Source organism: Microbacterium sp. KR10-403, from assembly GCF_040196215.1.
In the GTDB taxonomy this organism is placed as follows: Bacteria; Actinomycetota; Actinomycetes; order Actinomycetales; family Microbacteriaceae; genus Microbacterium.
In genome coordinates this window covers 269,143-291,003 of the sequence record NZ_JBEGDC010000003.1, presented here as the reverse complement: position 1 = coordinate 291,003, position 21,861 = coordinate 269,143, and the positions used below count along the sequence as shown (strand labels likewise).

20 protein-coding genes and 1 tRNA gene are annotated in these 21,861 nt (G+C 70.2%); 16 read left to right on the top strand and 5 right to left on the bottom strand.

Features of this window, described 5'->3' with window-relative positions:
* Positions 1 to 10 precede the first annotated feature (10 nt).
* Together ABMQ42_RS08120 and ABMQ42_RS08115 are read right to left on the bottom strand one after the other, a co-directional pair.
* Entirely contained in the window at positions 11 to 709 is a 699-nt protein-coding gene (locus ABMQ42_RS08120; protein WP_349722425.1) for a response regulator, read from the bottom strand.
* Positions 706 to 1,884, bottom strand: a complete 1,179-nt coding sequence (locus ABMQ42_RS08115) for a sensor histidine kinase (protein WP_349722424.1) — start codon at positions 1,882 to 1,884, stop codon at positions 706 to 708. The genes ABMQ42_RS08120 and ABMQ42_RS08115 overlap by 4 nt, the downstream gene beginning before the upstream one ends.
* Positions 1,885 to 2,025: 141 nt before the next feature.
* Between ABMQ42_RS08115 and ABMQ42_RS08110 the strand changes: the two genes are divergently transcribed.
* The gene (locus ABMQ42_RS08110) at positions 2,026 to 2,853 is read left to right on the top strand and encodes a CPBP family intramembrane glutamic endopeptidase (protein WP_349722422.1); all 828 of its coding nucleotides are present in this window, start codon (positions 2,026 to 2,028) and stop codon (positions 2,851 to 2,853) included.
* Positions 2,854 to 2,921: 68 nt separating this feature from the next.
* Here ABMQ42_RS08110 and ABMQ42_RS08105 read toward each other — a convergent pair whose 3' ends face one another.
* Positions 2,922 to 4,625, bottom strand: a complete 1,704-nt coding sequence (locus ABMQ42_RS08105; protein WP_349722420.1) for an FAD-binding protein — start codon at positions 4,623 to 4,625, stop codon at positions 2,922 to 2,924.
* A gap of 107 nt (positions 4,626 to 4,732) precedes the next feature.
* Between ABMQ42_RS08105 and ABMQ42_RS08100 the strand changes: the two genes are divergently transcribed.
* Both ABMQ42_RS08100 and ABMQ42_RS08095 read left to right on the top strand, forming a co-directional pair.
* Positions 4,733 to 5,344 (top strand): TetR/AcrR family transcriptional regulator, encoded by a 612-nt coding sequence (locus tag ABMQ42_RS08100; protein WP_349722419.1) that lies wholly within the window; start codon positions 4,733 to 4,735, stop codon positions 5,342 to 5,344.
* Positions 5,345 to 5,361: 17 nt separating this feature from the next.
* Entirely contained in the window at positions 5,362 to 6,441 is a 1,080-nt protein-coding gene (locus ABMQ42_RS08095) for a DUF998 domain-containing protein (RefSeq protein ID WP_349722418.1), read from the top strand.
* A 14-nt stretch (positions 6,442 to 6,455) separates the two neighbouring features.
* Here ABMQ42_RS08095 and ABMQ42_RS08090 read toward each other — a convergent pair.
* Positions 6,456 to 6,528, bottom strand: a tRNA-Arg gene (locus ABMQ42_RS08090).
* 322 nt (positions 6,529 to 6,850) lie between these two features.
* On the opposite strand from ABMQ42_RS08090, the gene prmC reads away from it, so the two are divergent.
* From prmC to ABMQ42_RS08025, 13 genes are all read left to right on the top strand, one after another.
* Positions 6,851 to 7,726, top strand: a complete 876-nt coding sequence (gene prmC, locus ABMQ42_RS08085; RefSeq protein ID WP_349722416.1) for a peptide chain release factor N(5)-glutamine methyltransferase — start codon at positions 6,851 to 6,853, stop codon at positions 7,724 to 7,726.
* A gap of 42 nt (positions 7,727 to 7,768) precedes the next feature.
* Complete coding sequence (locus ABMQ42_RS08080) at positions 7,769 to 8,488, top strand: L-threonylcarbamoyladenylate synthase (RefSeq protein ID WP_349722415.1); 720 nt, start codon at positions 7,769 to 7,771, stop codon at positions 8,486 to 8,488.
* The gene (locus ABMQ42_RS08075; protein ID WP_349722414.1) at positions 8,485 to 9,672 is read left to right on the top strand and encodes a glycosyltransferase family 4 protein; all 1,188 of its coding nucleotides are present in this window, start codon (positions 8,485 to 8,487) and stop codon (positions 9,670 to 9,672) included. The genes ABMQ42_RS08080 and ABMQ42_RS08075 overlap by 4 nt, the downstream gene beginning before the upstream one ends.
* Positions 9,669 to 10,193, top strand: a complete 525-nt coding sequence (locus tag ABMQ42_RS08070) for a Cg1360 family ATP-synthase-associated protein (RefSeq protein ID WP_349722413.1) — start codon at positions 9,669 to 9,671, stop codon at positions 10,191 to 10,193. The genes ABMQ42_RS08075 and ABMQ42_RS08070 overlap by 4 nt, the downstream gene beginning before the upstream one ends.
* 130 nt (positions 10,194 to 10,323) lie before the next feature.
* Complete coding sequence (gene atpB / locus ABMQ42_RS08065) at positions 10,324 to 11,148, top strand: F0F1 ATP synthase subunit A (RefSeq protein WP_349722412.1); 825 nt, start codon at positions 10,324 to 10,326, stop codon at positions 11,146 to 11,148.
* Positions 11,149 to 11,191: 43 nt separating this feature from the next.
* A complete protein-coding gene (gene atpE / locus ABMQ42_RS08060) occupies positions 11,192 to 11,428 on the top strand; it encodes an ATP synthase F0 subunit C (protein ID WP_349722411.1) in 237 nt (78 codons plus the stop codon).
* A 26-nt stretch (positions 11,429 to 11,454) separates the two neighbouring features.
* Positions 11,455 to 12,012: a F0F1 ATP synthase subunit B gene (locus tag ABMQ42_RS08055; protein WP_349722409.1), complete on the top strand. Its 558-nt coding sequence runs from the start codon at positions 11,455 to 11,457 to the stop codon at positions 12,010 to 12,012.
* Complete coding sequence (locus ABMQ42_RS08050; protein ID WP_349722407.1) at positions 12,012 to 12,800, top strand: F0F1 ATP synthase subunit delta; 789 nt, start codon at positions 12,012 to 12,014, stop codon at positions 12,798 to 12,800. The genes ABMQ42_RS08055 and ABMQ42_RS08050 overlap by 1 nt, the downstream gene beginning before the upstream one ends.
* A 66-nt stretch (positions 12,801 to 12,866) precedes the next feature.
* Positions 12,867 to 14,507 carry a F0F1 ATP synthase subunit alpha gene (gene atpA, locus ABMQ42_RS08045; RefSeq protein WP_349722406.1) on the top strand — a complete coding sequence of 547 codons (1,641 nt, stop codon included), beginning with the start codon at positions 12,867 to 12,869 and terminating at the stop codon, positions 14,505 to 14,507.
* An 18-nt stretch (positions 14,508 to 14,525) separates the two neighbouring features.
* Positions 14,526 to 15,425, top strand: coding sequence for a F0F1 ATP synthase subunit gamma (locus ABMQ42_RS08040; protein ID WP_349722405.1), 900 nt, complete (start codon positions 14,526 to 14,528; stop codon positions 15,423 to 15,425).
* Between the two features lie 23 nt (positions 15,426 to 15,448).
* Entirely contained in the window at positions 15,449 to 16,897 is a 1,449-nt protein-coding gene (gene atpD, locus ABMQ42_RS08035) for a F0F1 ATP synthase subunit beta (RefSeq protein ID WP_349722404.1), read from the top strand.
* 2 nt (positions 16,898 to 16,899) lie between these two features.
* On the top strand, positions 16,900 to 17,160 hold the full coding sequence (locus ABMQ42_RS08030; RefSeq protein ID WP_349722403.1) for a F0F1 ATP synthase subunit epsilon: 261 nt from the start codon (positions 16,900 to 16,902) through the stop codon (positions 17,158 to 17,160).
* 5 nt (positions 17,161 to 17,165) lie between these two features.
* Positions 17,166 to 17,915, top strand: a complete 750-nt coding sequence (locus tag ABMQ42_RS08025) for a YaaA family protein (protein WP_349722402.1) — start codon at positions 17,166 to 17,168, stop codon at positions 17,913 to 17,915.
* 72 nt (positions 17,916 to 17,987) lie between these two features.
* Here ABMQ42_RS08025 and ABMQ42_RS08020 read toward each other — a convergent pair whose 3' ends face one another.
* Complete coding sequence (locus ABMQ42_RS08020) at positions 17,988 to 21,836, bottom strand: S8 family serine peptidase (protein ID WP_349722401.1); 3,849 nt, start codon at positions 21,834 to 21,836, stop codon at positions 17,988 to 17,990.
* Between the last annotated feature and the right edge of the window lie 25 nt (positions 21,837 to 21,861).

The following is a 21,861-nucleotide window of genomic DNA, read 5'->3' as shown; positions in this document are numbered from 1 at the left end:
GGCCACGGTCTCAGCGCTCCGGAACGGCCAGCCCGCTGCGATATGCGTAGACCACGGCGTGCACCCGGTCGCGCAGTTCGAGCTTGAGCAGGATGCGTGACACGTACGTCTTCACGGTCTCGCGGCTGATGACCAGCGCCTCGGCGATCTCGGCGTTCGAGTCGCCGCGCGCCATCGCGGCGAACACGTCGAGCTCGCGCGGCGTCAACCGCGCGAGCCGCGGGTCATCGTCGGGACGCGGCGCGGAGGGCCGCACACGGTCGGCGAAGCGGCCGAGCAGGGCCCCGGTCACGGCGGGCGAGAGCAGTGCGTCGCCCGCGGCGACCGTGCGCACCGCGTCGATGAGCTGGGCCGGCCCGGCGTCTTTCAACAGGAAGCCGCTGGCGCCCGCGCGCAGCGCCTCGTACACGTACTCATCGAGCTGGAACGTCGTGACCACGAGCACGCGGGCCGGGTGCTCGACGCCAGGGCCGGCGATCAGCCGGGTCGCGGCGATGCCGTCGAGCCGCGGCATCCGCACGTCCATCACGACGACGTCGGGGCGCAGCCGCTGCGCGAGATCGACGGCCGCGCGGCCGTCTTCGGCCTCGCCGACGACCTCGATGTCGGGCTGCGCGCCCAGGATCGTCGCATAGCCGGCGCGGATCAGAGCCTGATCGTCGGCGATGACGACGCGAATGGGGGTGGTGTCGGGAGGGGATGCCGTCATGCCGGCCTCCTTGCGGCGGCGGGCGGTGTATCGTGGGCAGGGGCGTCGGCGACGGGGATCGACGCCTGCATGACGAAACGTCCGTCGGGCTCCGGCCCGGTGTGCAGGGTGCCGCCGAGGCGGTGCACACGCTCGCGCAGCCCGGCAAGGCCCCGGCCCGAGCCCGGCACGACGCGGCGCGGCACGGGCAGAGTCGCCGGGCGGGTGACGATCCGCGCGTGCACCTCTACCTCGCCCCAGCGCACCGCGATGTCGGTGGCGCCGCCGGGGGAGTGCTTGAGCGCGTTGGTCAGCGCCTCTTGCACGAGGCGGTGCACGGCGAGGCGCAGCTCGTCCGAGCCATTCGGTGTTCCCTCTTCGCGCAGTGTCACGTGCTGCCCGCGCCGGCGTGCGTCGTCGACGAGGTCGTGCAGTAAGCCGATCGCGGGAGAGGCCACCGCATCTGTTCCGAGCACCTCGAGCAGACCGCGCAGATCGGTGAGCGCACGCCGGCCCCCGGCGGCGATCAACTCCCACTGCTCCCGCAGGGGGCCGTCGTCGGACGCGACGAACGCGGCGGCGTCCGCCTGCACGACCATGCCTGTCACGTGGTGGCTGACGACGTCGTGCAGTTCGCGCGCGAGCCGTGCGCGCTCGTGCACGACGGCATCCCGCGCCTGTTGTTCGGCGGCGGCGAGGGCGGATGCCGCCCGCAACCGGACGATGTCGCCAGCAGCCCAGGCTGCGGCGAGCACGAGCGCGAACGTCGCGAACTCCCACGGGCGCTCGCGCGAGCCCAGCTGCGTCAGCACGACGGCGAGGGCGACGTAGGCAGCCGCGGCCGCCGAGACGGTGATCACGCGCCCGCGCCGCTGGTGCGCTCCGGCGGAGTACAACGCGACGAGCACACCGAGCCCCGCCGGCGACGGCGGATACGCGAGCGCCTGATCGAGCGCGAAGGCGAGACCGATCACCGCGAGCACCGCGGCCGGAGCGCGCCGTCGCGCTGCCAGCGGCAGCGTCTGGGCGAAGACCAGCACGATGTGCAGAGCGTCGGACGGCACAGTCGGCAGCTCGCCGAGCGCGACGCCATAGGCGCGCAGCGCCGGCAGCAGGGCCAGCACGGCGAGCGCGGCGGCGGCCGCGGCATCCCACACCCATCCCGGCCGGGATCGGCACCACTGAATCAGGCGCACCCGCACAGGCTAGGCCAGGGGCGATGCGGGCGGGGTTCGGTGACGCCGTGTGACGGGATGCTGCATCCCCCGTGCGGGGGATGGACATCGTCCGCTCGCGCGGGATTCGCGCGCACCGGGGCCATCCGTAGCGTCGGTGACATGACAACCCTGACCTCCGAGAAGCCCCTCGTCCGGCTTCTGCGCTTTCCTCTCGTCTGGCTCGTGATCGGGCTCGTGGCCGTCGGTGCCGCGTCGCTGTTCGTCGGGGCGGGCACCGTTCCCGCGCTGCTGTGCACGGTGCTCGCGCTCGTCGCCTACTGGGTGGTGATGCGCTTCGTCGCCGGGCGCGCCGTCCCCGAGCTCGCCGCCCGCCACGCGGGGCGCGACCTGCTCATCGGGGGCGGGATCGGCGCCGGCTTCCTCGTGATCTCGGTGGGCCTGATCGCGCTGCTGGGCGGCTACCGGTTCACGTTCGACGGCGCGGCGGGACTCTCCGCACTGCCCGAGCTGATCGCGGTGGCGATCGGTGGCGCGGTCACCGAGGAGCTGCTGTTCCGCGGCCTGTTCCAGCAGGCGATCGAGAAGCTCGGCGGCAGCAGGATCGCCCTGGCCGCCACCGCGGTGCTGTTCGGTGTGGTGCACGGCGCGAACCCGGGTGCGACGGTGTGGAGCTCGATCGCGATCGCCGTCGAGGCGGGCGGCCTGATGGGCGCCGCGTTCCTCTGGCGGCGCAGCCTGTGGCTGGTCATCGGGCTGCACGCGAGCTGGAACGGCATCGAGCAGGCCATCGGCATCCCCGTGTCGGGGCACGTCGACCCGGGTCTTGCGATCACGACGGTCGACGGCCCCGCACTGCTGACCGGCGGTGCCTTCGGCCTCGAGGCCTCGCTCGTGCCAGTACTGGTCAGCGTCGTGATTTCGGTGGGGATGCTGGTGGCAGCACACCGGCGCGGGCGGATCGTGCCGCGGCCGTCGCGTCGGCGCTGACCGTCGGTCGTCGCGTACACGTCGAGCCGGTCAGGAGCGCGCATCCGCCCCTGACCGGCTCGCGCATGTCAGCCGGCGTCGACCGCGACGTCGTCGTCCGACGCCGCCGCGGTCGAAGACGCCCGCCTTCCCGCCATGTGCCGCGCGGCGATGAGCCCGAACACCGATGCGGGGCCGATGGTCGACCCGGGGCCCGGGTAGGTGTGCCCCATGACGGCGGCGGAGTTGTTGCCGGCCGAGTACAGGCCCTCGATCACCGAGCCGTCTTCGCGCAGGGCCCGGGCGTGCTCGTCGGTGACCACGCCGCCCTTGGTGCCGAGGTCGCCGATGACGGTTTCATAGGCGGTGAAGGGGCCCTTCTCGATGGGCGCCAGGTTGTTGTTCGGGTGGATCGTCGGGTCGCCGTAGTACCGGTCGTAGGCGGAGTCGCCGCGGGCGAAGTCCTGGTCTCGTCCGGTGCGGGCGAAGCCGTTGAACTTGTCGATCTCGGCGCGCAGGTTCGCGGCATCCACCCCGATCTTCTCCGCCAGCTCGTCGATGGTGTCCGCCGTCTGCCGGATGCCCTGCGCCACCATCTTCTTGTTCGCCTTCGGGTCGACGCCGAAGGTGAGGAAGTAGCGCTTCGTGTACCGCCCGTCGAGGATGAACCAGTACGGACCCGCGGCGCCGTCGTGCTCGAGCATGTGGTGGCCGAGGTCGACGTACGACTCCGACTCGTTGGCGAAGCGGCGGCCGTCCTTGTCGACGATGAGCGAGTAGGGCATCGAGCGCTCACCGACCATGAACGAGCTGAGTCCGCCCTCGACGGGCTTGACCGTGGCGCCCCACCACGCGTCCTCCATGTATTCGAGCGCGGCGCCGGCTTCGACCGCCATGTCGATGCCCTTGCCCCACGCACCGGGAGAGCCGGCCGGGTTGCCCTCGACGCCCTGCAGTTTCTTGCGGCGCTCCTTGTCCTGGTCGAAGCCGCCGGCGGCCAGCAGCACGCCGTGCCGGGCACGCACGGTGACCGGCGTGCCCTCGCGGCGTACCTCGACGCCGACGACGCGGTCGCCGTCCATGACGAGGCGCTCAGCGGGGGAGTTCAGCCACAGGGGCACCGCGCCGTCGACGACGACGGCGCGGGCGAGGGATGCCGCGAGCGCGGCGCCCATGCCGACGAGGATCTTTCCGCGCACGAGGCCGCCGAGTGTGCGGAACACGAGCCGCACGCCCGCCCAGAACCCGGACCACGTCGACCACGGGCGCCCGAGCAGGTACATGTCGGTGTTCATCATCGGGAAGGGGAGCAGGCCGCGGGAGAGCTTTCGCCACCGTCCTATGCCCTTCGCGTCGACCGGCTTGAGCTCGATCGAGCGGCCGACCTTGCCGCCGGGCAGCTCGGGGTAGTAGTCGGGGTAGGCGGCCGCCCGCACCCAGCGGAAGCCGTACTTCTCGGTCGTGAGCACATAGTCGGCGATGCCGTCGACGAACGCCTCCTTGCGGGCCCGGTTCGATGACCGCCCGGGCTCGCCGATGGTCTCTTCGAGGTAGGTGAGTGCTTCTTCGCGCGAGTCGGCCGCGCCTTCGCGCTGCATGAGCGGGTTGTTCGGCAGCCACAGGCCGCCGCCGCTCATCGCCGTGTTGCCGCCGAACTTCTCGGTGCTCTCGACCATGAGCACCGTCATCCCTTCGTCGATCGCTCCGAGCGCGCCTGCGAAGGCCGCCGCTCCGCTGCCGACCACGATCACGTCGTACTCGAGTTCTGCTGTGTCGTGGATGCCGTCTGCCATGTCGACTCCTTCGTCGCTGTGGGCTGCGCGCCGGATCAGGAACCCGGCGTGCTGGTTTTCTATCACGGAACGTTCCGTAACGGAATAGGCGACGCTACAGTCATCCCATGACCGATCGGGGGCCGGGGGCCGTCCGCAGCGAGAGCGCCCGCGTCGCGATCCTGCGTGCGACCGCCGACCAACTCGTGATGCACGGCTGGAACCGCCTGACGATCGAGGGCATCGCAGCCGCCGCGCACGTGGGCAAGCCGACGATCTACCGCTGGTGGTCGTCGAAGAGCGACCTGATCGCGGATGCCCTGATGGAGGGGATGCTGCAGCTCGAGGCTCCGCTGCCCGACGACGGCGGAGACCTGCGCGAGGACCTCGCGATCTGGCTGGAGAAGATGCTCGCCCTGGCGGGCGACCCGGTGGCGACCGCGACGATCCGCTATCTCATGGCGGCGGCGGCCGAAGACGAGGCCGTCGGCCGGCGCTTCGACGACGCCAACGGTGCGATGGCGGCCTTGGCCACCCGGCTGGAGCACGCGAAGTCCGCAGGGCAGCTCGACACGGAGGTGGATGTCGCAGACCTCGTCGACGCGATCACCGGGGTGATCATCCTCCGGGTGCTGCGCCGGACGCCCGCGGTCCCGGGCGATGCGCAGCGGCTGCTGCGCGGCATCCTGCCCCCGACCGACGAGCCGTCACGGCCGGAACGAAAGAGCGAGGCACCGTGAGCGCAGAAGAAGGGCGTGTGGCTGAGCGCCGCGCCGGCGCGGCCAGCAGGCCCGAACAACTCGAGTCGCGCGCGACCTTCAGCGCGATCGCCGTGTTCGTCGTGACGGGGGTCGCGACAGCCATCGTCTTCTCCGGCCGCCACGTGCCGCTGGCCGGGCCCGGTTCGATCGGCGCCTTCGCCGCGTGGTGTGCGGCCGGTTTCGGTGCCGTGGCGTTCGCGGCGTCCTTCATCGTCGAGATGCGCCGCGGGCACGCGGCATGGCGTCTCGTGCTGCCGGTGATCAAGCGTGTCATCGACATCGTCGCCATGTCGCTGGGCATGGCGATGCTCGGATACCTGCTGGTCACGGCCATCGCGCACATGTTCCAGCTCGGCTTCCGCGGCATGGTCGTCGACGCATACGGTGGCGGGCTGCTGGCGGGCGCCGCCGCAGCGGCCCTTGCATACATCGCGTCGCTCGCCGGCGCGCGGGTGACCACCGAGGGCTTGGCAGGGCTGGCCGTTCTGGTCCTGTTCTCGGGCACGATGGCGTCGATGCTCGTCTCCGCCGACGAGACGTGGTGGCAGTTCCACTTCTCACAGCTGGGCAACACCATCGGCGCCACGGCGAACCGTTTCAACTTCGCGCTGATCATCGCGGGGCTCGTCATCACGGCGCTCGCGAACTACCTCGGGCATGACATCGAGCAAGGGATGCGCCGGCGAGGGCGCGAACCTGAACGCGTGGTGCGCCTGCTCAGCTGGCTGTTCGCCGTGATCGGTCTGCTGATGGCCGTCGTCGGGCTGGTTCCCGACGCCGTCAACTTCACCGTGCACGTGGGAGCCGCCTCGGGCATGGTGGTCGTCTTCGCCGTGTTCGTCGGGGTGATGCTGCGCCGCGTGCCGGGAGTGCCCCGCGACTTCATCGTGTTCACCGGCCTGGTCGTGGTCGGGATCGCCGTGGCCATCGTGCTGTGGATCCCGATCGGCTACTTCAACCTCACCGGCATGGAGTTCATGTCGGCGGGGCTCCTGTTCGCCTGGCTGATGGTGCTGGTGAGGATGACGCGCGCCTATTCCGCGGGCGGAGCCGAACCGGACGCGCCGCAGGCCTGACGCCCGCACGAGGGTGCCCCCGAGAGGAATCGAACCTCCGACGCGCGGCTTAGGAGTCCGCCGCTCTATCCACTGAGCTACGAGGGCGCGCGCTCCAGCCTACTGGGTCGCGCCGCGCACCCCGTCGCTCCGCGGGGAGTCCTCCCCATGGCCCGCGCCGCGAGCCGCCGGCCCGCCGCGCCCTCGTCGGGGCCCATTCTGCGAGCCGCCGGCCCACAGGCTTCGGAAGATCGCACGAAGTTCGGAGCGATGGGCCGGATCGGTCCGAGGTTGGTGAGATCTTCCGAAGCCTGTGAGGGGAGGCGGGGCAGGGGGAGAGGAGGAGGGTGGAGGCCGCGGCCCGCGGTTTCCAGCCGCGGTGGCATCCAGCCGCGACTGGAGGCGCCCGCCGATAGGCTGGACCCCGCCCATGGACACTCCCGCCCGCATCAGCCAGCTCCTGCGCGCCGCGACGCGCGCGCTCGCCGAGGCCGGCGTGCCCGACCCCGCCGTCGACGCCGAGCTGCTGCTCGCGCATGTGCTGGGCACGAGCCGCGGGGGAGCGCAGGCGGCCGCGCTCCGCGACGACGCGCTCACCGCCGAGCAACGCGACCGCTTCCGGGCACTCATCGCGCGGCGCGCGCAGCGCGAGCCGCTGCAGCACCTCACCGGGCTCGCGCCGTTCCGCCACCTCGAGCTCGAGGTGGGGCCCGGCGTGTTCGTACCGCGCCCCGAGACCGAGGGCGTCGCCCAGCTCGCGATCGACGCGCTCGCCGCGGCCGCCGCCACGACCCAGAGCCCCCGCGCGGTCGACCTCGGCACCGGCAGCGGTGCGATAGCGCTCGCCATGGCCACCGAGGTGCCCGGCGCCGAAGTCTGGGCCGTCGAGCGCTCGGAAGAGGCGCACGCCTGGGCGGCCCGTAACGTCGCCCGCTATGGCACGCCGACCACGCACCTGGTGCACGGCGACCTGGCCAACGCGCTGCCCGAGCTCGACGGAACGCTCGACGTCGTGGCATCCAACCCTCCGTACGTGCCCGACGACGCGATCCCGCGCGACCCGGAGGTGCGGCTGTTCGACCCGCCGCAGGCGCTATACGGGGGAGCGGACGGCCTCGACGTCGTCCGCGTGCTCGGCCGCACCGGTCGGCGGCTGCTGCGCCCGGGCGGCACGCTCGTGATCGAGCACGGCGAATGGCAGGGCGAGCCGATCCGGCAGCTGCTGACCGCAGACGGGTGGCTTTCGGCTTCCACTCATCCCGACCTCACCGGCCGCGACCGCACCACCACGGCGATCCGCGCCTGATCACGGCGGCGCACAGGTGCGCGTCGCTACACTGGACGGGTCATGACCCCCCTCTACGACTGCGCCGACCAGGGCCAGCTTCTCACCGGCATGCGCGAGGCGCGGCAGGCCGTCGTCCGCGGCGAGCTCATCGTCCTGCCCACCGACACCGTCTACGGCGTCGGCGCCGACGCGTTCAGCCCCGAGGCCGTCGCGCGCCTGCTCACGGCGAAGGGCCGCGGACGGCAGCAGCCGCCACCCGTGCTCGTGGCCGGCCTCGACATGATGCGCGCCCTCGTCTCCGAGGTGCCCGAGCCCGTCGCACGGCTCGTCGAGGAGTTCTGGCCGGGCGGACTCACCGTCGTGCTGCCCGCGCAGCCGTCGCTCACCTGGGACCTCGGCGACACCCACGGCACGGTCGCCGTGCGCATGCCCGACCATCCCATCGCCCTGCAGCTGATCACCGAGACGGGCCCCCTTGCTGTCTCGAGCGCGAATCTCACCGGCAAGCCGGCGGCCATCGAGGCGGAGGATGCGCGGCTGATGCTCGGCGACAGCGTCACGGTGTATTTGGACGCCGGACCCAGCAGCACCGGGATCTCGTCGACGATCGTGGATGCCACGGGCCTGGTGGGCGCGGATGCCCCGGTGGTCCGCGTGCTGCGCGACGGTGCCGTCTCGCGCGATCGACTGCGCGCCGTGCTCGGCGATCTGCTCGAACCCGACCCCGTGAGCGAGGACGAGCCCGAGCCGGTTCCCGACGCCGGCGGTGACGACGGGTGAAGCAGTACATCTTCACGATCCTGTTCACCGCCACGCTGACGCTGATCTTCTCGTGGGCGGTGTGGCGCCTCGGCATCAAGTACAAGCTGTATCCGGCCATCCGCGAGCGCGACGTGCACCGCACGCCGACCCCGCGGTTGGGCGGCATCGCCATGTTCCTCGGCATGATCGGGGCGTTCACCGTCTCGGCGTTCACCCCGTACTTCCAGATCTTCTGGGCCAACCCGCGCGCGGTGTTCGCGATCCTCGCCGCGGCCGCCCTCACCGTGCTCGTGGGCGTCGCCGACGACCTGTGGGACCTCGACTGGATGCTCAAGCTCGCCGCGCAGTTCCTCGCGGCGGGGATCATCGCGTGGTTCGGGCAGCTGCAGATCTACTCGCTTCCGATCGGCGGCATGACGGTGCCCTCGGCGGCGGTCAGCTTCACCCTGACGGTCTTCTCGATCGTGATCGTGATGAACGCCGTCAACTTCATCGACGGTCTCGACGGTCTGGTCGCGGGCGTCTGCCTCATCGCCGCCACGATCTTCTTCGCGTACTCGTATTTCGTCGTGCGCGACTCGGGGGCCTCGAGCTACTTCAACCTCGCATCGTTCATCGCGTGTGTGATCGTCGGCATGTGCCTGGGTTTCCTGCCACTGAACTGGCACCCCGCCAAGATGTTCATGGGCGACTCCGGCGCACTGGTGCTGGGGCTGCTGCTGGCTACCGGCGCGATCGCGCTGACCGGACAGTTCGACCCCGCCACCCTCGACCCCGACGAGTTCGGCCGCTCGCAGCTGCTGGGCGCGTTCCTGCCGATCCTGCTGCCGATCGCGGTCGCGATCCTGCCGCTGCTCGACTTCGGGTCGGCCGTGCTGCGGCGGTACTGGCAGGGCAAGTCGCCGTTCTCGCCCGACCGCAAGCACCTGCACCACCGCATGCTCGACATGGGGCACTCCAGCCGCACGTCGGTGCTGATCTTCTACGCATGGACCGCGATCATCGGCCTGTCGATGCTGCTCATGTACATCGGCGTGGCGCACGACTGGCCCGGGCAGTACTGGCTCGGCGTCGCGTTCGGCGTTCTCGGCATCGTCGCCTGCGTCGTGGTGACGTTCACGCCCACCCACCGCCGTCGCCCGGCCGCGGCATCCACCTCCGGGTCCTCCTCGGAACCCGCCCCTCAGGAGCAGAAGAGATGACCAAGAGCGAAAGCCCCGTCACCAGCACCCCGGTCCTGCGGACGACCCTCATCTGGTCGGCCGTCGCCACCGCCGTGCTCGCGATCGCGGGAGCGATCATCGGATTCGCCGTGGCGGGGCTGCCGGGCCTGTTCAGCGCGCTGGTGGGCGTGGTGCTGGCGGCACTGTTCCTCGGCATCACCGGGGCGAGCATCCTCATCGCGAACCGCTGGTTCGGCGACGCCCTGTACGTGCCGGTGTTCTTCGGCATCGTGCTGGGCGGCTGGCTGCTGAAGTTCGTCGTGTTCATCGTGGTGCTGCTGGTGCTGCGCGACCAGCCGTGGATCCAGCCGACGGTGTTCTTCGTCGCGATCGTCGCGGGGGTGCTCGCGTCGCTCGTGATCGACGTCGTGGTGCTGACCAGGATGCGCATCCCCACCGTCTCGGTGGAGCTTCCGATGTCGGTCGAGGACGACCCCGCACCGGCGTCGGACGCAGAGAGTACTCCCGCCGACGGCGATGGGGAAGAACGACGCGCCTGAAATGGACTTGCCAAACCTCCGAGTTTGATAGGCTAGATCCGCACCCGCCCGCTTGCCGCTTGATCCGAGCTGGGGTGGGCTCGCATTCCCATCGACCCCCGTCGCAACGGTCTCGACCGATGCCCCGAAGTTGGAGCCAGCGCTGTTTACTGAAGCTGCGACACTGATCGCGAAGGCCGCGTCGTCCGATGACGGGTTCCACCCGCCGTCGATCACCGACTTCTTCCCGCCCGAGATCCTGTTCGCAGGCACGCCGTTCGCGCTGACCCGCATCAACCTCATCCAGATCATCGCGACGGTCGTCCTGATCGTCCTGTTCGTGCTCGGCACGCGCCGCATGAAGCTGGTCCCGGGCCGTTTCCAGAGCGTCGTGGAGTACGGCCTCGACTTCGTGCGCAACGGCATCGCCCACGATCTGCTGGGCCGCAAGGACGGCAACCGCTTCCTGCCGATCCTCACCACGATCTTCTTCATGGTCCTGTTCATGAACCTGACCGGCATCATCCCCGGTCTGCAGGTGGCGGGCACCGCGATCATCGCCGTGCCCCTGCTGCTCGCGATCGTGTCGTATGTCACGTTCATCTACGCCGGCCTGAAGAAGAGCCCGAAGAAGTTCCTCAAGAACTCGTTCGCGCCGTCGGGCATTCCGAAAGCGCTGGTCTGGTTCGTCGCGATCCTCGAGTTCATCTCGACGTTCATCATCCGTCCCGTGACGCTGACGCTCCGTCTTCTGATGAACATGATCGTCGGCCACCTCATGCTGGTGCTGTTCTTCTCGGCGACGTGGTTCTTCTTCTTCACCGCCGGGCACTGGTGGGCGCTCCTGGGCGCCGGCACGCTCGCGTTCGGCTTCGCCTTCACCCTGTTCGAAATCCTGGTGGCCGTCCTCCAGGCGTACATCTTCGCAATCCTCACCGCGGTCTACATTCAGCTCGCGATCGCGGACGAGCACTGAGCGGGGCGGCACGAGCCGTCCCACCCAACGAAAGGAAAAACCCGTGGAAGCTACTACGGTTCTGGCAGCCATGAGCGGCTCGATCGCCACCGTCGGCTACGGCCTCGCCGCCATCGGCCCGGCCATCGGCATCGGCATCGTCGTCGGCAAGACGATCGAGGGCGTCGCCCGTCAGCCCGAGCTGGCCGGCCGCCTGCAGGTCCTCATGTGGATCGGTATCGCCTTCACCGAGGCGCTCGCCTTCATCGGCATCGCCACCGGCTTCATCTTCGGCTTCTGATCCCCCTCTTCACGTAAGGAGACAGGATGCTACCGGCTCTTGTCACTCTGGCGGCGGAGGAGGAGACCCCGAACCCGCTGCTGCCCGAGGTCTACGACCTCGTCTGGGGCGCGCTGTGCTTCGTGGCGATCCTGCTCGTCTTCTGGAAGTTCGTGCTCCCGCGCATGCAGGACATGCTCGACCAGCGCGCCGCCGCCATCGAGGGCAACATCGAGAAGGCCGACGAGGCTCAGCGTCAGGCCGAGGCCGCGCTCGAGGAGTACACCGCGCAGCTCGCCGAGGCCCGTAAGGAAGCCGGCGAGATCCGCGAGAACGCCCGCGAGGACGCCAAGAAGATTGTCGCCGAGGCCAAGGACAACGCCGTCGTCGAGGCGAACCGCGTGAGCGCGGCCGCCCACGCGCAGATCGAGGCGGAGCGCCAGAGCGCGCTGGTCTCGCTGCGCGGCGAGGTCGGCTCCCTGGCGCTCGACCTGGCCGGCGGTGTCATCGGCGAGACGCTCTCCGACGACGCCAAGGCGCAGGCCGTGGTCGACCGCTTCCTCGCCGATCTCGAGGCCTCCGAAGCGCAGAAGGCAGCGCAGTAATGGGCAGCGCGACCACTCAGGCTCTGACGGCTTCGAACGCGGCACTGGATGCCGCGTCCGGCGTCGACCTCGGCGTCGCCGGCGAGCTGTTCGCCGCCGCGCGCGCACTGGCCGACACGTCGGCGCTGAGCGGTGCGCTGGCCGATTGGGGCGCCAGCTCCGAGGCACGCGCGAAGGTCGTCTCCGACGTCTTCGCGCCGCTGGCGGGCACGACCCGGTCGCTGCTGCAGGCCGTGGCCACGCAGCGCTGGTCGAGTGCGGACGACCTCATCGACGCCGTCGAAGAGCTCGCCATCCGTGCCGCGGCCGGCGCCGACGCGACCTCCGATGTCGAGGGCGAGCTGTTCCAGTTCGGCCGCGTCGTCGCGAGCGACCCGAAGCTCGAGCTCGCCCTGGGCAGCCGACTGGGCGATGCGACCGAGAAGGGGCGTCTCGTCGAATCGCTGCTGGCCTCCCGTGCCGGCGCGGCGACGACGCTGATCGCCTCCGCGGTCGTGCAGCGTCCGCGCGAGCGCCGGGTGCGCGAGCTGCTGGCGCGCGCCGAGCGCATTGTCGCGGCATCCCGCGGCCGCAAGGTCGCGCGGGTCACCAGTGCCGTGCCGCTGTCGGCGGCGCAGACCGAGCGGCTCGCGAAGCTGCTTCAGGCCAAGTACGACAGCGAGGTCTCCGTGAACACGGTGATCGACCGCACCGTCGTGGGCGGCGTGCGCGTGCAGATCGCGGATGACGTGATCGACGCGAGCGTGGCCACGCGACTGAACGACCTGCGGCAGCGACTCGCAGGCTGAGAAAGACTTCCCGTCCCACAGGGACGGCGACTTCGGGGCCGAGGCCCCACGAACAAAAGGAAGACAATGGCAGAACTCTCCATCAGCCCTGACGTCATCCGTGACGCGCTGAAGGACTTCGTCGCCGCATACGAGCCCACCGGGGCGGCAGCGACCGAGGTCGGCACCGTGGTCGACGCGGCAGACGGCATCGCCCACGTCGAGGGCCTGCCCGGCGTCATGGCCAACGAACTGGTCATCTTCGCGGACGGCACCCAGGGCCTGGCGCAGAACCTCGACGAGCGTGAGATCGGCGTCGTCGTGCTTGGCGACTTCGCCGGCATCGAGGCCGGTCAGCAGGTCACCCGCACCGGCGAGGTGCTCTCGGTCCCGGTCGGCGACGGCTACCTCGGCCGCGTCGTCGATCCGCTCGGCAACCCGATCGACGGCCTCGGCGAGGTCGCCAGCGAGGGCCGCCGTGCCCTCGAGCTGCAGGCGCCCGGCGTCATGCAGCGCAAGAGCGTGCACGAGCCGCTGCAGACCGGCATCAAGGCCATCGACGCGATGATCCCCGTCGGCCGCGGTCAGCGCCAGCTGATCATCGGCGACCGCCAGACCGGCAAGACGGCCATCGCGATCGACACGATCATCAACCAGAAGGCCAACTGGGAGTCGGGCGACGAGAACAAGCAGGTCCGCTGCATCTACGTCGCCATCGGCCAGAAGGGCTCGACGATCGCCTCCGTCAAGGGCGCGCTCGAAGACGCCGGCGCCATGGAGTACACGACGATCGTCGCCGCTCCCGCGTCCGACCCGGCCGGCTTCAAGTACCTCGCCCCGTACACCGGCTCGGCCATCGGCCAGCACTGGATGTACCAGGGCAAGCACGTGCTCATCGTGTTCGACGACCTGTCGAAGCAGGCCGAGGCGTACCGCGCCGTGTCGCTGCTGCTGCGTCGTCCGCCGGGGCGCGAGGCCTACCCGGGTGACGTCTTCTACCTGCACTCCCGCCTGCTCGAGCGCTGCGCGAAGCTCAGCGACGACCTCGGTGCGGGCTCGATGACCGGTCTCCCCATCATCGAGACGAAGGCGAACGACGTGTCGGCCTACATCCCGACCAACGTCATCTCGATCACCGACGGTCAGATCTTCCTGCAGTCCGACCTGTTCAACGCGAACCAGCGTCCCGCGGTCGACGTCGGCATCTCGGTGTCGCGCGTCGGCGGTGACGCCCAGGTCAAGTCGATCAAGAAGGTCTCGGGAACGCTCAAGCTCGAGCTGGCCCAGTACCGCTCGCTCGAGGCGTTCGCGATGTTCGCGAGCGACCTGGACGCGGCATCCCGCCGTCAGCTCGACCGCGGTGCCCGCCTGACCGAGCTGCTCAAGCAGCCGCAGTACTCGCCGTACCCGGTGGAGGAGCAGGTCGTCTCGATCTGGGCCGGCACCAACGGCAAGCTCGACACGATCGCCGTCGAGGACGTGCTGCGCTTCGAGCGCGAGCTGCTGGACTACCTCCGCCGCAACTCGACGATCCTCGACCGCCTGCGTGAGACCAACGTGCTTGACGACGAGACGCTCGCCGAGCTCGAGAAGGCCACGGACGCGTTCATCCCCGAGTTCCAGGGCGGCAAGGGCCAGGCCATCGACGCCCTCGGCAACGAGGAGTTCGAGGCGGCCGACGCCGCAGACGTGAACCAGGAGAAGATCGTCAAGGGCCGTCGGGGCTGAGCGACCGGGACGTAAGACATGGGCGCACAACTCCGGGTCTACAAGCAGAAGATCGCTTCTGCTGAGACGACCAAGAAGATCACGAAGGCGATGGAGCTCATCGCGGCTTCGCGCATCCAGAAGGCGATGGCGCGCGTCCGCGCGGCCGGACCCTTCTCGCAGGCCGTCACCCGAGCCGTGTCGGCCGTCGCGACGCACTCCAACGTCGACCATCCGCTGACCCGCGAGCCCGAGCAGATCCGCCGCTCGGCCGTGGTCATCTTCACCTCCGACCGCGGACTCGCGGGCGCCTTCAACTCGCAGATCCTGCGCGAGGGGCTGGAGCTCGCCGAACTGCTGAAGGAAGAGGGCAAGGAGCCGGTGTTCTACCTGGTCGGCCGCAAGGCCGTCGGGTACTTCCAGTTCCGGCAGATGGCGCACGCGGCCGAGTGGGTCGGCGACACCGACAGCCCGCGGTTCTCGTGGGCCGAAGACATCTCGGCGACCCTGCTGGATGCCTTCGAGCTCGGCGGCGAAGACGGCGGCGTCGATGAGATCCACCTCGTCTACAACCGTTTCGTCAGCATGATGACGCAGGAGCCGACGGCCGTCCGTCTGCTGCCGCTGGAGGTCGTCGAGGCCGAGGGCGAGGCGGCGGACCACGCGGTGTACCCGCTGTACGAGTTCGAGCCCGACTCCCAGTCGGTGCTGGACGCGATCCTGCCGGTGTACATCCAGAGCCGCGTCTTCAACGCGCTCCTGCAGTCGTCGGCCGCCAAGCACGCCGCGACGCAGAAGGCGATGAAGTCGGCCAGCGACAATGCCGACAAGCTCATCACCGACTACACCCGCCTGCGCAACAACGCGCGTCAGGCGGAGATCACGCAGCAGATCGCCGAGATCGTCGGCGGCGCGGACGCCCTGGCGTCCGCCAAGTAGACCCCATCGAAAGAGAAGAAGCCATGAGCCTCACCGCACAGGAGACGCCGACGCAGGTCACCGGCCGCGTCGCGCGCGTCACCGGTCCCGTGGTCGACATCGAGTTCCCGCACGATGCGATCCCCGACATCTACAACGCGCTGAAGACCACGATCACCATCGGCGGCGAGTCGTCCGAGATCACCCTCGAGGTCGCCCAGCACCTCGGCGACGACCTCGTCCGCGCCATCTCGCTGAAGCCGACCGACGGCATGGTCCGCGGCCAGGAGGTGCGCGACACCGGCGGCCCCATCACGGTCCCCGTCGGCGACGTCACCAAGGGCCACGTGTTCAACGTCACCGGCGACGTGCTGAACGCCGAGCCGGGCGAGAAGATCGAGATCACCGAGCGCTGGGGCATCCACCGCCAGGCGCCGAGCTTCGACCAGCTCGAGTCGAAGACCACCATGTTCGAGACGGGCATCAAGGCCATCGACCTGCTCACCCCGTACGTGCAGGGTGGAAAGATCGGCCTCTTCGGCGGTGCGGGCGTCGGCAAGACCGTCCTCATCCAGGAGATGATCCAGCGCGTCGCGCAGGACCACGGCGGTGTGTCGGTGTTCGCCGGCGTCGGCGAGCGCACCCGTGAGGGCAACGACCTCATCAACGAGATGGAAGAGGCGGGCGTCTTCGACAAGACCGCCCTCGTGTTCGGCCAGATGGACGAGCCGCCGGGGACGCGTCTGCGCGTCGCCCTGTCGGCCCTGACGATGGCGGAGTACTTCCGCGATGTGCAGAAGCAGGACGTGCTGCTGTTCATCGACAACATCTTCCGCTTCACGCAGGCCGGCTCCGAGGTCTCGACGCTGCTGGGCCGCATGCCCTCGGCCGTGGGCTACCAGCCGAACCTCGCCGACGAGATGGGTGTGCTCCAGGAGCGCATCACCTCGACGCGTGGCCACTCGATCACCTCGCTGCAGGCGATCTACGTGCCCGCCGACGACTACACCGACCCGGCCCCGGCCACGACGTTCGCCCACCTGGACGCCACGACCGAGCTCTCGCGTGAGATCGCGTCGAAGGGCCTGTACCCGGCCGTCGACCCGCTGACCTCGACCAGCCGCATCCTCGACCCGCGCTACATCGGTGAGGACCACTACCGCGTGGCCACCGCCGTGAAGCAGATCCTGCAGAAGAACAAGGAGCTGCAGGAGATCATCGCGATCCTCGGTGTCGATGAGCTGAGCGAAGAGGACAAGATCGTCGTCGCCCGCGCGCGCCGCATCCAGCAGTTCCTCTCGCAGAACACCTACATGGCCAAGAAGTTCACCGGTGTCGAGGGCTCCACGGTCCCGATCAAGGAGACCATCGAGTCCTTCGACGCGATCGTGAAGGGCGAGTTCGACCACGTGGCCGAGCAGGCGTTCTTCAACGTCGGCGGCATCTCCGACGTCGAGGCCAAGTGGGCGCAGATCCAGAAGGAGAACGGCTGATCATGCCCCTGCAGGTCAACCTCGTTTCGGCTGAGGAAGAGGTCTGGTCCGGCGAGGCATCCCTCGTCATCGCCAAGACCGTCGAGGGCGAGATCGGTTTCATGGCGGGCCACGAGCCCGTGCTGGCGATCCTCGCCGAAGGCCGTGTGCGCATCACCGGCACGGATGGCGTGAAGACCGAAGCCGACGCCAAGGACGGCTTCATCTCCGTCGAAAGCGACACGGTGACCATCGTCGCCGGCCAGGCCGCACTCGTGGCCTGACCCGCGTGCTGATTCTGCTGCCGCCCTCCGAGACCAAGCGTCCCGGAGGGCGGCGCTCTGCATTGCGCGTCGACGCGCTCGCCCTGCCGCAGCTTGCGCCGCAGCGGGCGCAGGTCGTCGATGCGCTGGTCGCACTCGCGGCCGATGAGGATGAGTCCGCACGGGTGCTGAAGCTCTCTGCCCGTCAGCGCGGCGACATCGCTCACAACGCGGCGCTGCGCACCGCCGAGACGCTGCCGGCGGTCGATCGCTACACAGGCGTGCTGTACGACGCGCTGGCGGCGGAGACGATGGATGCCGCGGCCCGCCGCTGGCTCGGCGGTCACGTGCTCATCCACTCGGCGCCGTTCGGCCCGGTCGGCGCGCTCGACGCCATCCCCGCGTACCGGCTCGCCGCGGGGACGAGCCTGCCGGGGCTGCCGCCGCTGCGGCGGGTGTGGGCCGACGCGGTGTCTGCGGCGCTGTCTGAGGCAGCCCCGCCGTTCGTGCTCGACCTGCGGTCGGAGGCCTACGCGGCCCTCGGTCCCGTGCCCGCCGACGTGCCTCAGGCGTATCTGCGCGTGGTCACGGAGGGGCCCGACGGCACGAGCCGCGCGCTGAACCACTTCAACAAGCATGCGAAGGGTGATCTCGTGCGGCGCCTGGCGACCGAGCGCCCCCGCATCGGGTCGCTCGCGGGCCTGCGCCGGTGGGCGGATGCCGCCGGCGTGACCCTGCGCGACGGGAGACCGGGCGAGCTCGACCTGGTGGTCTGACGCCTCGTCGGCGACACGGCCGGCCCCGGAGAGCGATGCTCCCCGGGGCCGGCCGCTGCTGTGTTCTTCGCGTCAGTGCTTCGGGTGTCCGTGGCCTCCTGACGCGGAGATCTGGAAGGCGTGGGTGATCTCCTGGGCGAAGGTGTTGCCCGCGGCATCCTTCGCCGTCACCTTCAGGTCGACCCAGCCGGCGTGTGCCGTGGACAGGTCGGCCGTGTACGAGGCCACGTAGGCCCGGCCGGTCGGGAACATGCCCGCCGCCTCGCCGGGGCCCGAGGTGTCACGCGACCGCAGCGTCAGCTTCACGGTCTGCCATTTGCCGCCGTCCACGCGCACCTGGGCCGTCGCGCCCGTGATCTTCGCGGAGCCGGTGGCGCCCGCGATGTGACCCACTTCGACGGTCAGCGACGTTCCCTTCGCACCGTGCTTGCCGGTGGAGGAGTCGACCGCGTAGTACCCCTGCAGCAGCGGCAGGATGTGCTGGTCGTAGTTCGCCGCGTCGGTGGTCGCCGTCGCGGTCCACTCGGTGTGCGTGGCCGTCGAGGCGTCGCCGGTCAACGCGCCGTCCTGCGTGGTGTCGTTGACGATCTTCACGGCATGTGTGCCGTCGGGGACCCCGAACGCGTAGATCGCCTGGGTGTCGGTGGAGCCGATCTCGCTCCCGTCCAGAGACACCGTGAGGTTCTGCGTCTCATGGCGCTCCGCGGCGTACGTGTCGGCCCCGCCGGTGCGGTCGGCGTTCACGCCGTCGGCCCACGAGGGGATGTTCACGACCAGGCCGTCGCCGTTCGTGTACGGCGCCCAGTAGCCGGGGCCGATGTACGGGCGGACGATACCGTCGAAGAACGAGGTCGACGTGCGCTGGCCGGGCTTGTAGCTGCGCTTCACGTCGCGCACCTGCCACCCGATGTCGACGACCTCGGGATCCTGCAGCCACTCGACATCCTGCGTGCTGACCCACTCGGTGCGGGTCATGCCGCGCGGCACCGCCCACAGGTAGCCCGAGCCGTACTCGGCTCCCGGCACGAAGTCGTACCGGAACTCTCCGACGGTCTGGTCCTGGTCGCCGGCGTACGTCGTCTCGACGCGCGCCAGGCGACCGGGACGATACGTCTGGTTCGCGGCGATGGCACCGTTCTGGTAGCGCGAGATGTCCCAGATCTCCGAGGAGTACGGGATGCCGGTGCCGGTGACCTGCACGCGGTGACGCGCCATCTCGGCCAGCAGGGCCCGACCCTGCACGCCGCTGATCTGGGCGACGGCCATCGTCGTGTTCGCCGTGTCGTCGGAGGACCCGGCCCACTCGCTGAACTCGCCGTCGTCGTCGTTCACCACGATGAGCAGCTTCGCGCCGGCGGCCAGGGCGTTCGCGGCCCGGTCGCTGGATGAGACCGCGTCGGATCGCGTGACCACGGCGACCTTGCCCTTCGCATCCGCGGCGGCGAACGCGTCGACCGAGCCGTCGCCGGCATCGACCGCGGTCGCGCGCAGCCGCCCGTCGAGGGGAGTGGAGCCCGCGGCGACGATGAGGTCGAGGTCCTGCTTCCCGGCCTTCAGCGACAGCGTCGGGTCCTGCAGGCGCCAGCGCACGGAGGCGCTGAAGTCCTGGTCGTCGTCGGCGGTCATCGGCTGGGCGTAGAAGCCGTCCAGCGTCACCGGCAGCGTGGCGCTGCCGGTGAACCCGTCGACCGTGAAGTCCATGCGGTTGACGGTCGTCTGCAGTCCCTTCTTGCCGATGTCGACCGCCACCTTCTTCGCGGTGCGCGCGTCGAGCGCGACGGAGGCGCCCTGGTCCGTGAGGTCGACCGACGGATCGCCCACGAGCACCTCGACGGCACTGTCGGCGCTCCGCTCGAGCGTCATGTACGACATCACGCTGTACGCGCCCGCGGGCAGGCGCACGGTGGTCTCGCCCGGCACGTCGATGACCTGGTACGCCTGGTTCGCGGCATCCCACAGCCACGCGGTGGCTTCGGTGGGCTCACCGGCGAAGTCGGTGGCGGTCAGGTGGAGGTCGTAGCGCTCGGCCTCGGCGATGATGCCGACGGCGGTGCGCGCGACGGCCACCTCGCCGACCGATGCGACGAGCGCGCCCGAGAGCTGGTGGCCCGGCTGCACGTCGGCCTGATTCGCGCTCAGCGTCACGTCCCGGCTCGCGCCGGCGGGGATCGTCAGGGTGTCGTCGCTGAGCGTCACGACATCGGCCGGGTCCACGGTCGCCGCGCGCGTGCTCAGCGGCGTCACGCCGCCGTCGGCGGCGGGCGTCGTATCCGACACCGACAGCTTCAGGGCGACGGTGGCGTCCTCGCTGCCGGTGTTCGTGTACGTGATGGTGCGCGTCAGTGTGGCGGCATCGTCGCCCCAGTGCAGCATCCCGAAATCGGCGGAGCGGGATGCCACGACATGGGCGTCGATCGCGGTGGAGAGGTCGACCACGCCCACGCCCGCCTGGTAGGGGCTCAGCCCGACGTCGCGCGACGAGCTGGTCAGCAGTGCGCGCAGCTGGTCGGCGGTGTAGTCGGGATGCTCCTGCTTGAGGATCGCGGCGGCACCGGCGATGTGCGGTGTGGCCATCGACGTGCCGCTCATGCTCACGTAGTAGCCCTCACCGGAGCTCTGGGCGGAGCGCGCGGCGGTGATGTCGTTGCCGGGCCCGGCGATGTCGGGCTTCATCGCGCCGGAGAGCGTCAGCGGTCCCTGGCTCGAGAACCACGACAGCGCGCCCGAGGGGTCGTCGACCGAGCCGACGGTCAGCGCGTCGGCGGCCGCGCCCGGGGCGCCGATGGTCTCGGGGTTGGTGGCATTGCCGGCGGCGACGATGAACAGCGCCCCGGTCGACTCGGAGATCTCGTCGAGGGCCTGCGACATCAGGTCGGAGCCGTCGCTGGCCGCCGTCGAGCCGAGGCTCATCGACACGATCGGCGCCTGCTCGGCCGCCCACTCCATGCCGGCGATGATCCACGAGTCCTGCCCGTAGCCGTCGTTGCCGAGCACCTTGCCGACGATGGCCTTGGCGCCGTCGGCGACGCCGCGGTACTTGCCGTCGCTGGCCGCGCCCGTGCCCACGATCGTCGAGGTCACGTGTGTGCCGTGTCCCTCAGGGTCGCTGTCGACCGCCTCGTCGGGCACGAAGCTCTTCGATCCGGAGAGCACCTGGCCCTTGAGGTCGGGGTGGGTGGCGTCGTATCCGGTGTCGAGCACCGCCACAGTCACGCCCTCGCCGGTGTAGCCGGCGTCCCAGGCGTCGGGCGCTCCGATCCACGGCACCGAGGTGTCGAGCGAGGCCTTGACCTTGCCGTCGAGGTGGATGGCGGTGATGCCGTCGGCGAACGGGGCGGATGCCGAGCGCGCCTTCGATGCGGCGACGCTCGTGAGGGCCTCCCACGTCTGCGCGGCCTTCGCGTGCGACGCGGTGGCGGCTTGTGCGCCGATGCTGGCGAGCGTGCGCTGCACGGTCAGGCCCGGCGCGGGAGCCGAGCGGGTCGCGCGGCCCGTCGTCTCGACGATGATCGGCGTGGCGTCGACGTTCGCGTCGTCGTAGCCGTCCTCGATGAGGAGGCTGACGTTGAACAGGTCGTCGTCGAGCACGCCCTTCGCGAGATACGACGCGGCGTCGTCGGGAATGACGTGCAGGTCATCGCCGACCTGCAGCGTCTTGTAGCCGTCGCCGGGGTCGACGGTGTCGACGTCGACGGTGTGCGTGCCGTCGGACAGGTCGGTCACCGTCACGGTGTCGCCGGTGATGAGGGTCACGGTGTGCACGTCCTGCGCGGTGGCGGGGGACGCGGTCGTGGCATGCGCGGCGGCCTGGGCCGGCAGGGCGGCGGCGCCGATGCCGCTCAGGCCCAGCGCGACCCCGCCGGCGGTGGCCAGCGCGGCCCGCGCACGTCGTCGTGCGGGTCGTTCTTGTGGGTGATCCATGAGAACCCTTTCCTGATTGGGGAGC

Excerpts from the sequence above, each read along its gene's own strand:
- ABMQ42_RS08120 (WP_349722425.1), bottom strand. The coding sequence starts at position 709 with ATGACGGCATCCCCTCCCGACACCACCCCCATTCGCGTCGTCATCGCC.
- ABMQ42_RS08110 (WP_349722422.1), top strand. The coding sequence starts at position 2,026 with ATGACAACCCTGACCTCCGAGAAGCCCCTCGTCCGGCTTCTGCGCTTT.
- ABMQ42_RS08105 (WP_349722420.1), bottom strand. The coding sequence starts at position 4,625 with ATGGCAGACGGCATCCACGACACAGCAGAACTCGAGTACGACGTGATC.
- ABMQ42_RS08100 (WP_349722419.1), top strand. The coding sequence starts at position 4,733 with ATGACCGATCGGGGGCCGGGGGCCGTCCGCAGCGAGAGCGCCCGCGTC.
- prmC (WP_349722416.1), top strand. The coding sequence starts at position 6,851 with ATGGACACTCCCGCCCGCATCAGCCAGCTCCTGCGCGCCGCGACGCGC.
- ABMQ42_RS08080 (WP_349722415.1), top strand. The coding sequence starts at position 7,769 with ATGACCCCCCTCTACGACTGCGCCGACCAGGGCCAGCTTCTCACCGGC.
- ABMQ42_RS08070 (WP_349722413.1), top strand. The coding sequence starts at position 9,669 with ATGACCAAGAGCGAAAGCCCCGTCACCAGCACCCCGGTCCTGCGGACG.
- ABMQ42_RS08055 (WP_349722409.1), top strand. The coding sequence starts at position 11,455 with ATGCTACCGGCTCTTGTCACTCTGGCGGCGGAGGAGGAGACCCCGAAC.
- ABMQ42_RS08050 (WP_349722407.1), top strand. The coding sequence starts at position 12,012 with ATGGGCAGCGCGACCACTCAGGCTCTGACGGCTTCGAACGCGGCACTG.
- atpA (WP_349722406.1), top strand. The coding sequence starts at position 12,867 with ATGGCAGAACTCTCCATCAGCCCTGACGTCATCCGTGACGCGCTGAAG.
- ABMQ42_RS08040 (WP_349722405.1), top strand. The coding sequence starts at position 14,526 with ATGGGCGCACAACTCCGGGTCTACAAGCAGAAGATCGCTTCTGCTGAG.
- atpD (WP_349722404.1), top strand. The coding sequence starts at position 15,449 with ATGAGCCTCACCGCACAGGAGACGCCGACGCAGGTCACCGGCCGCGTC.
- ABMQ42_RS08030 (WP_349722403.1), top strand. The coding sequence starts at position 16,900 with ATGCCCCTGCAGGTCAACCTCGTTTCGGCTGAGGAAGAGGTCTGGTCC.
- ABMQ42_RS08020 (WP_349722401.1), bottom strand. The coding sequence starts at position 21,836 with ATGGATCACCCACAAGAACGACCCGCACGACGACGTGCGCGGGCCGCG.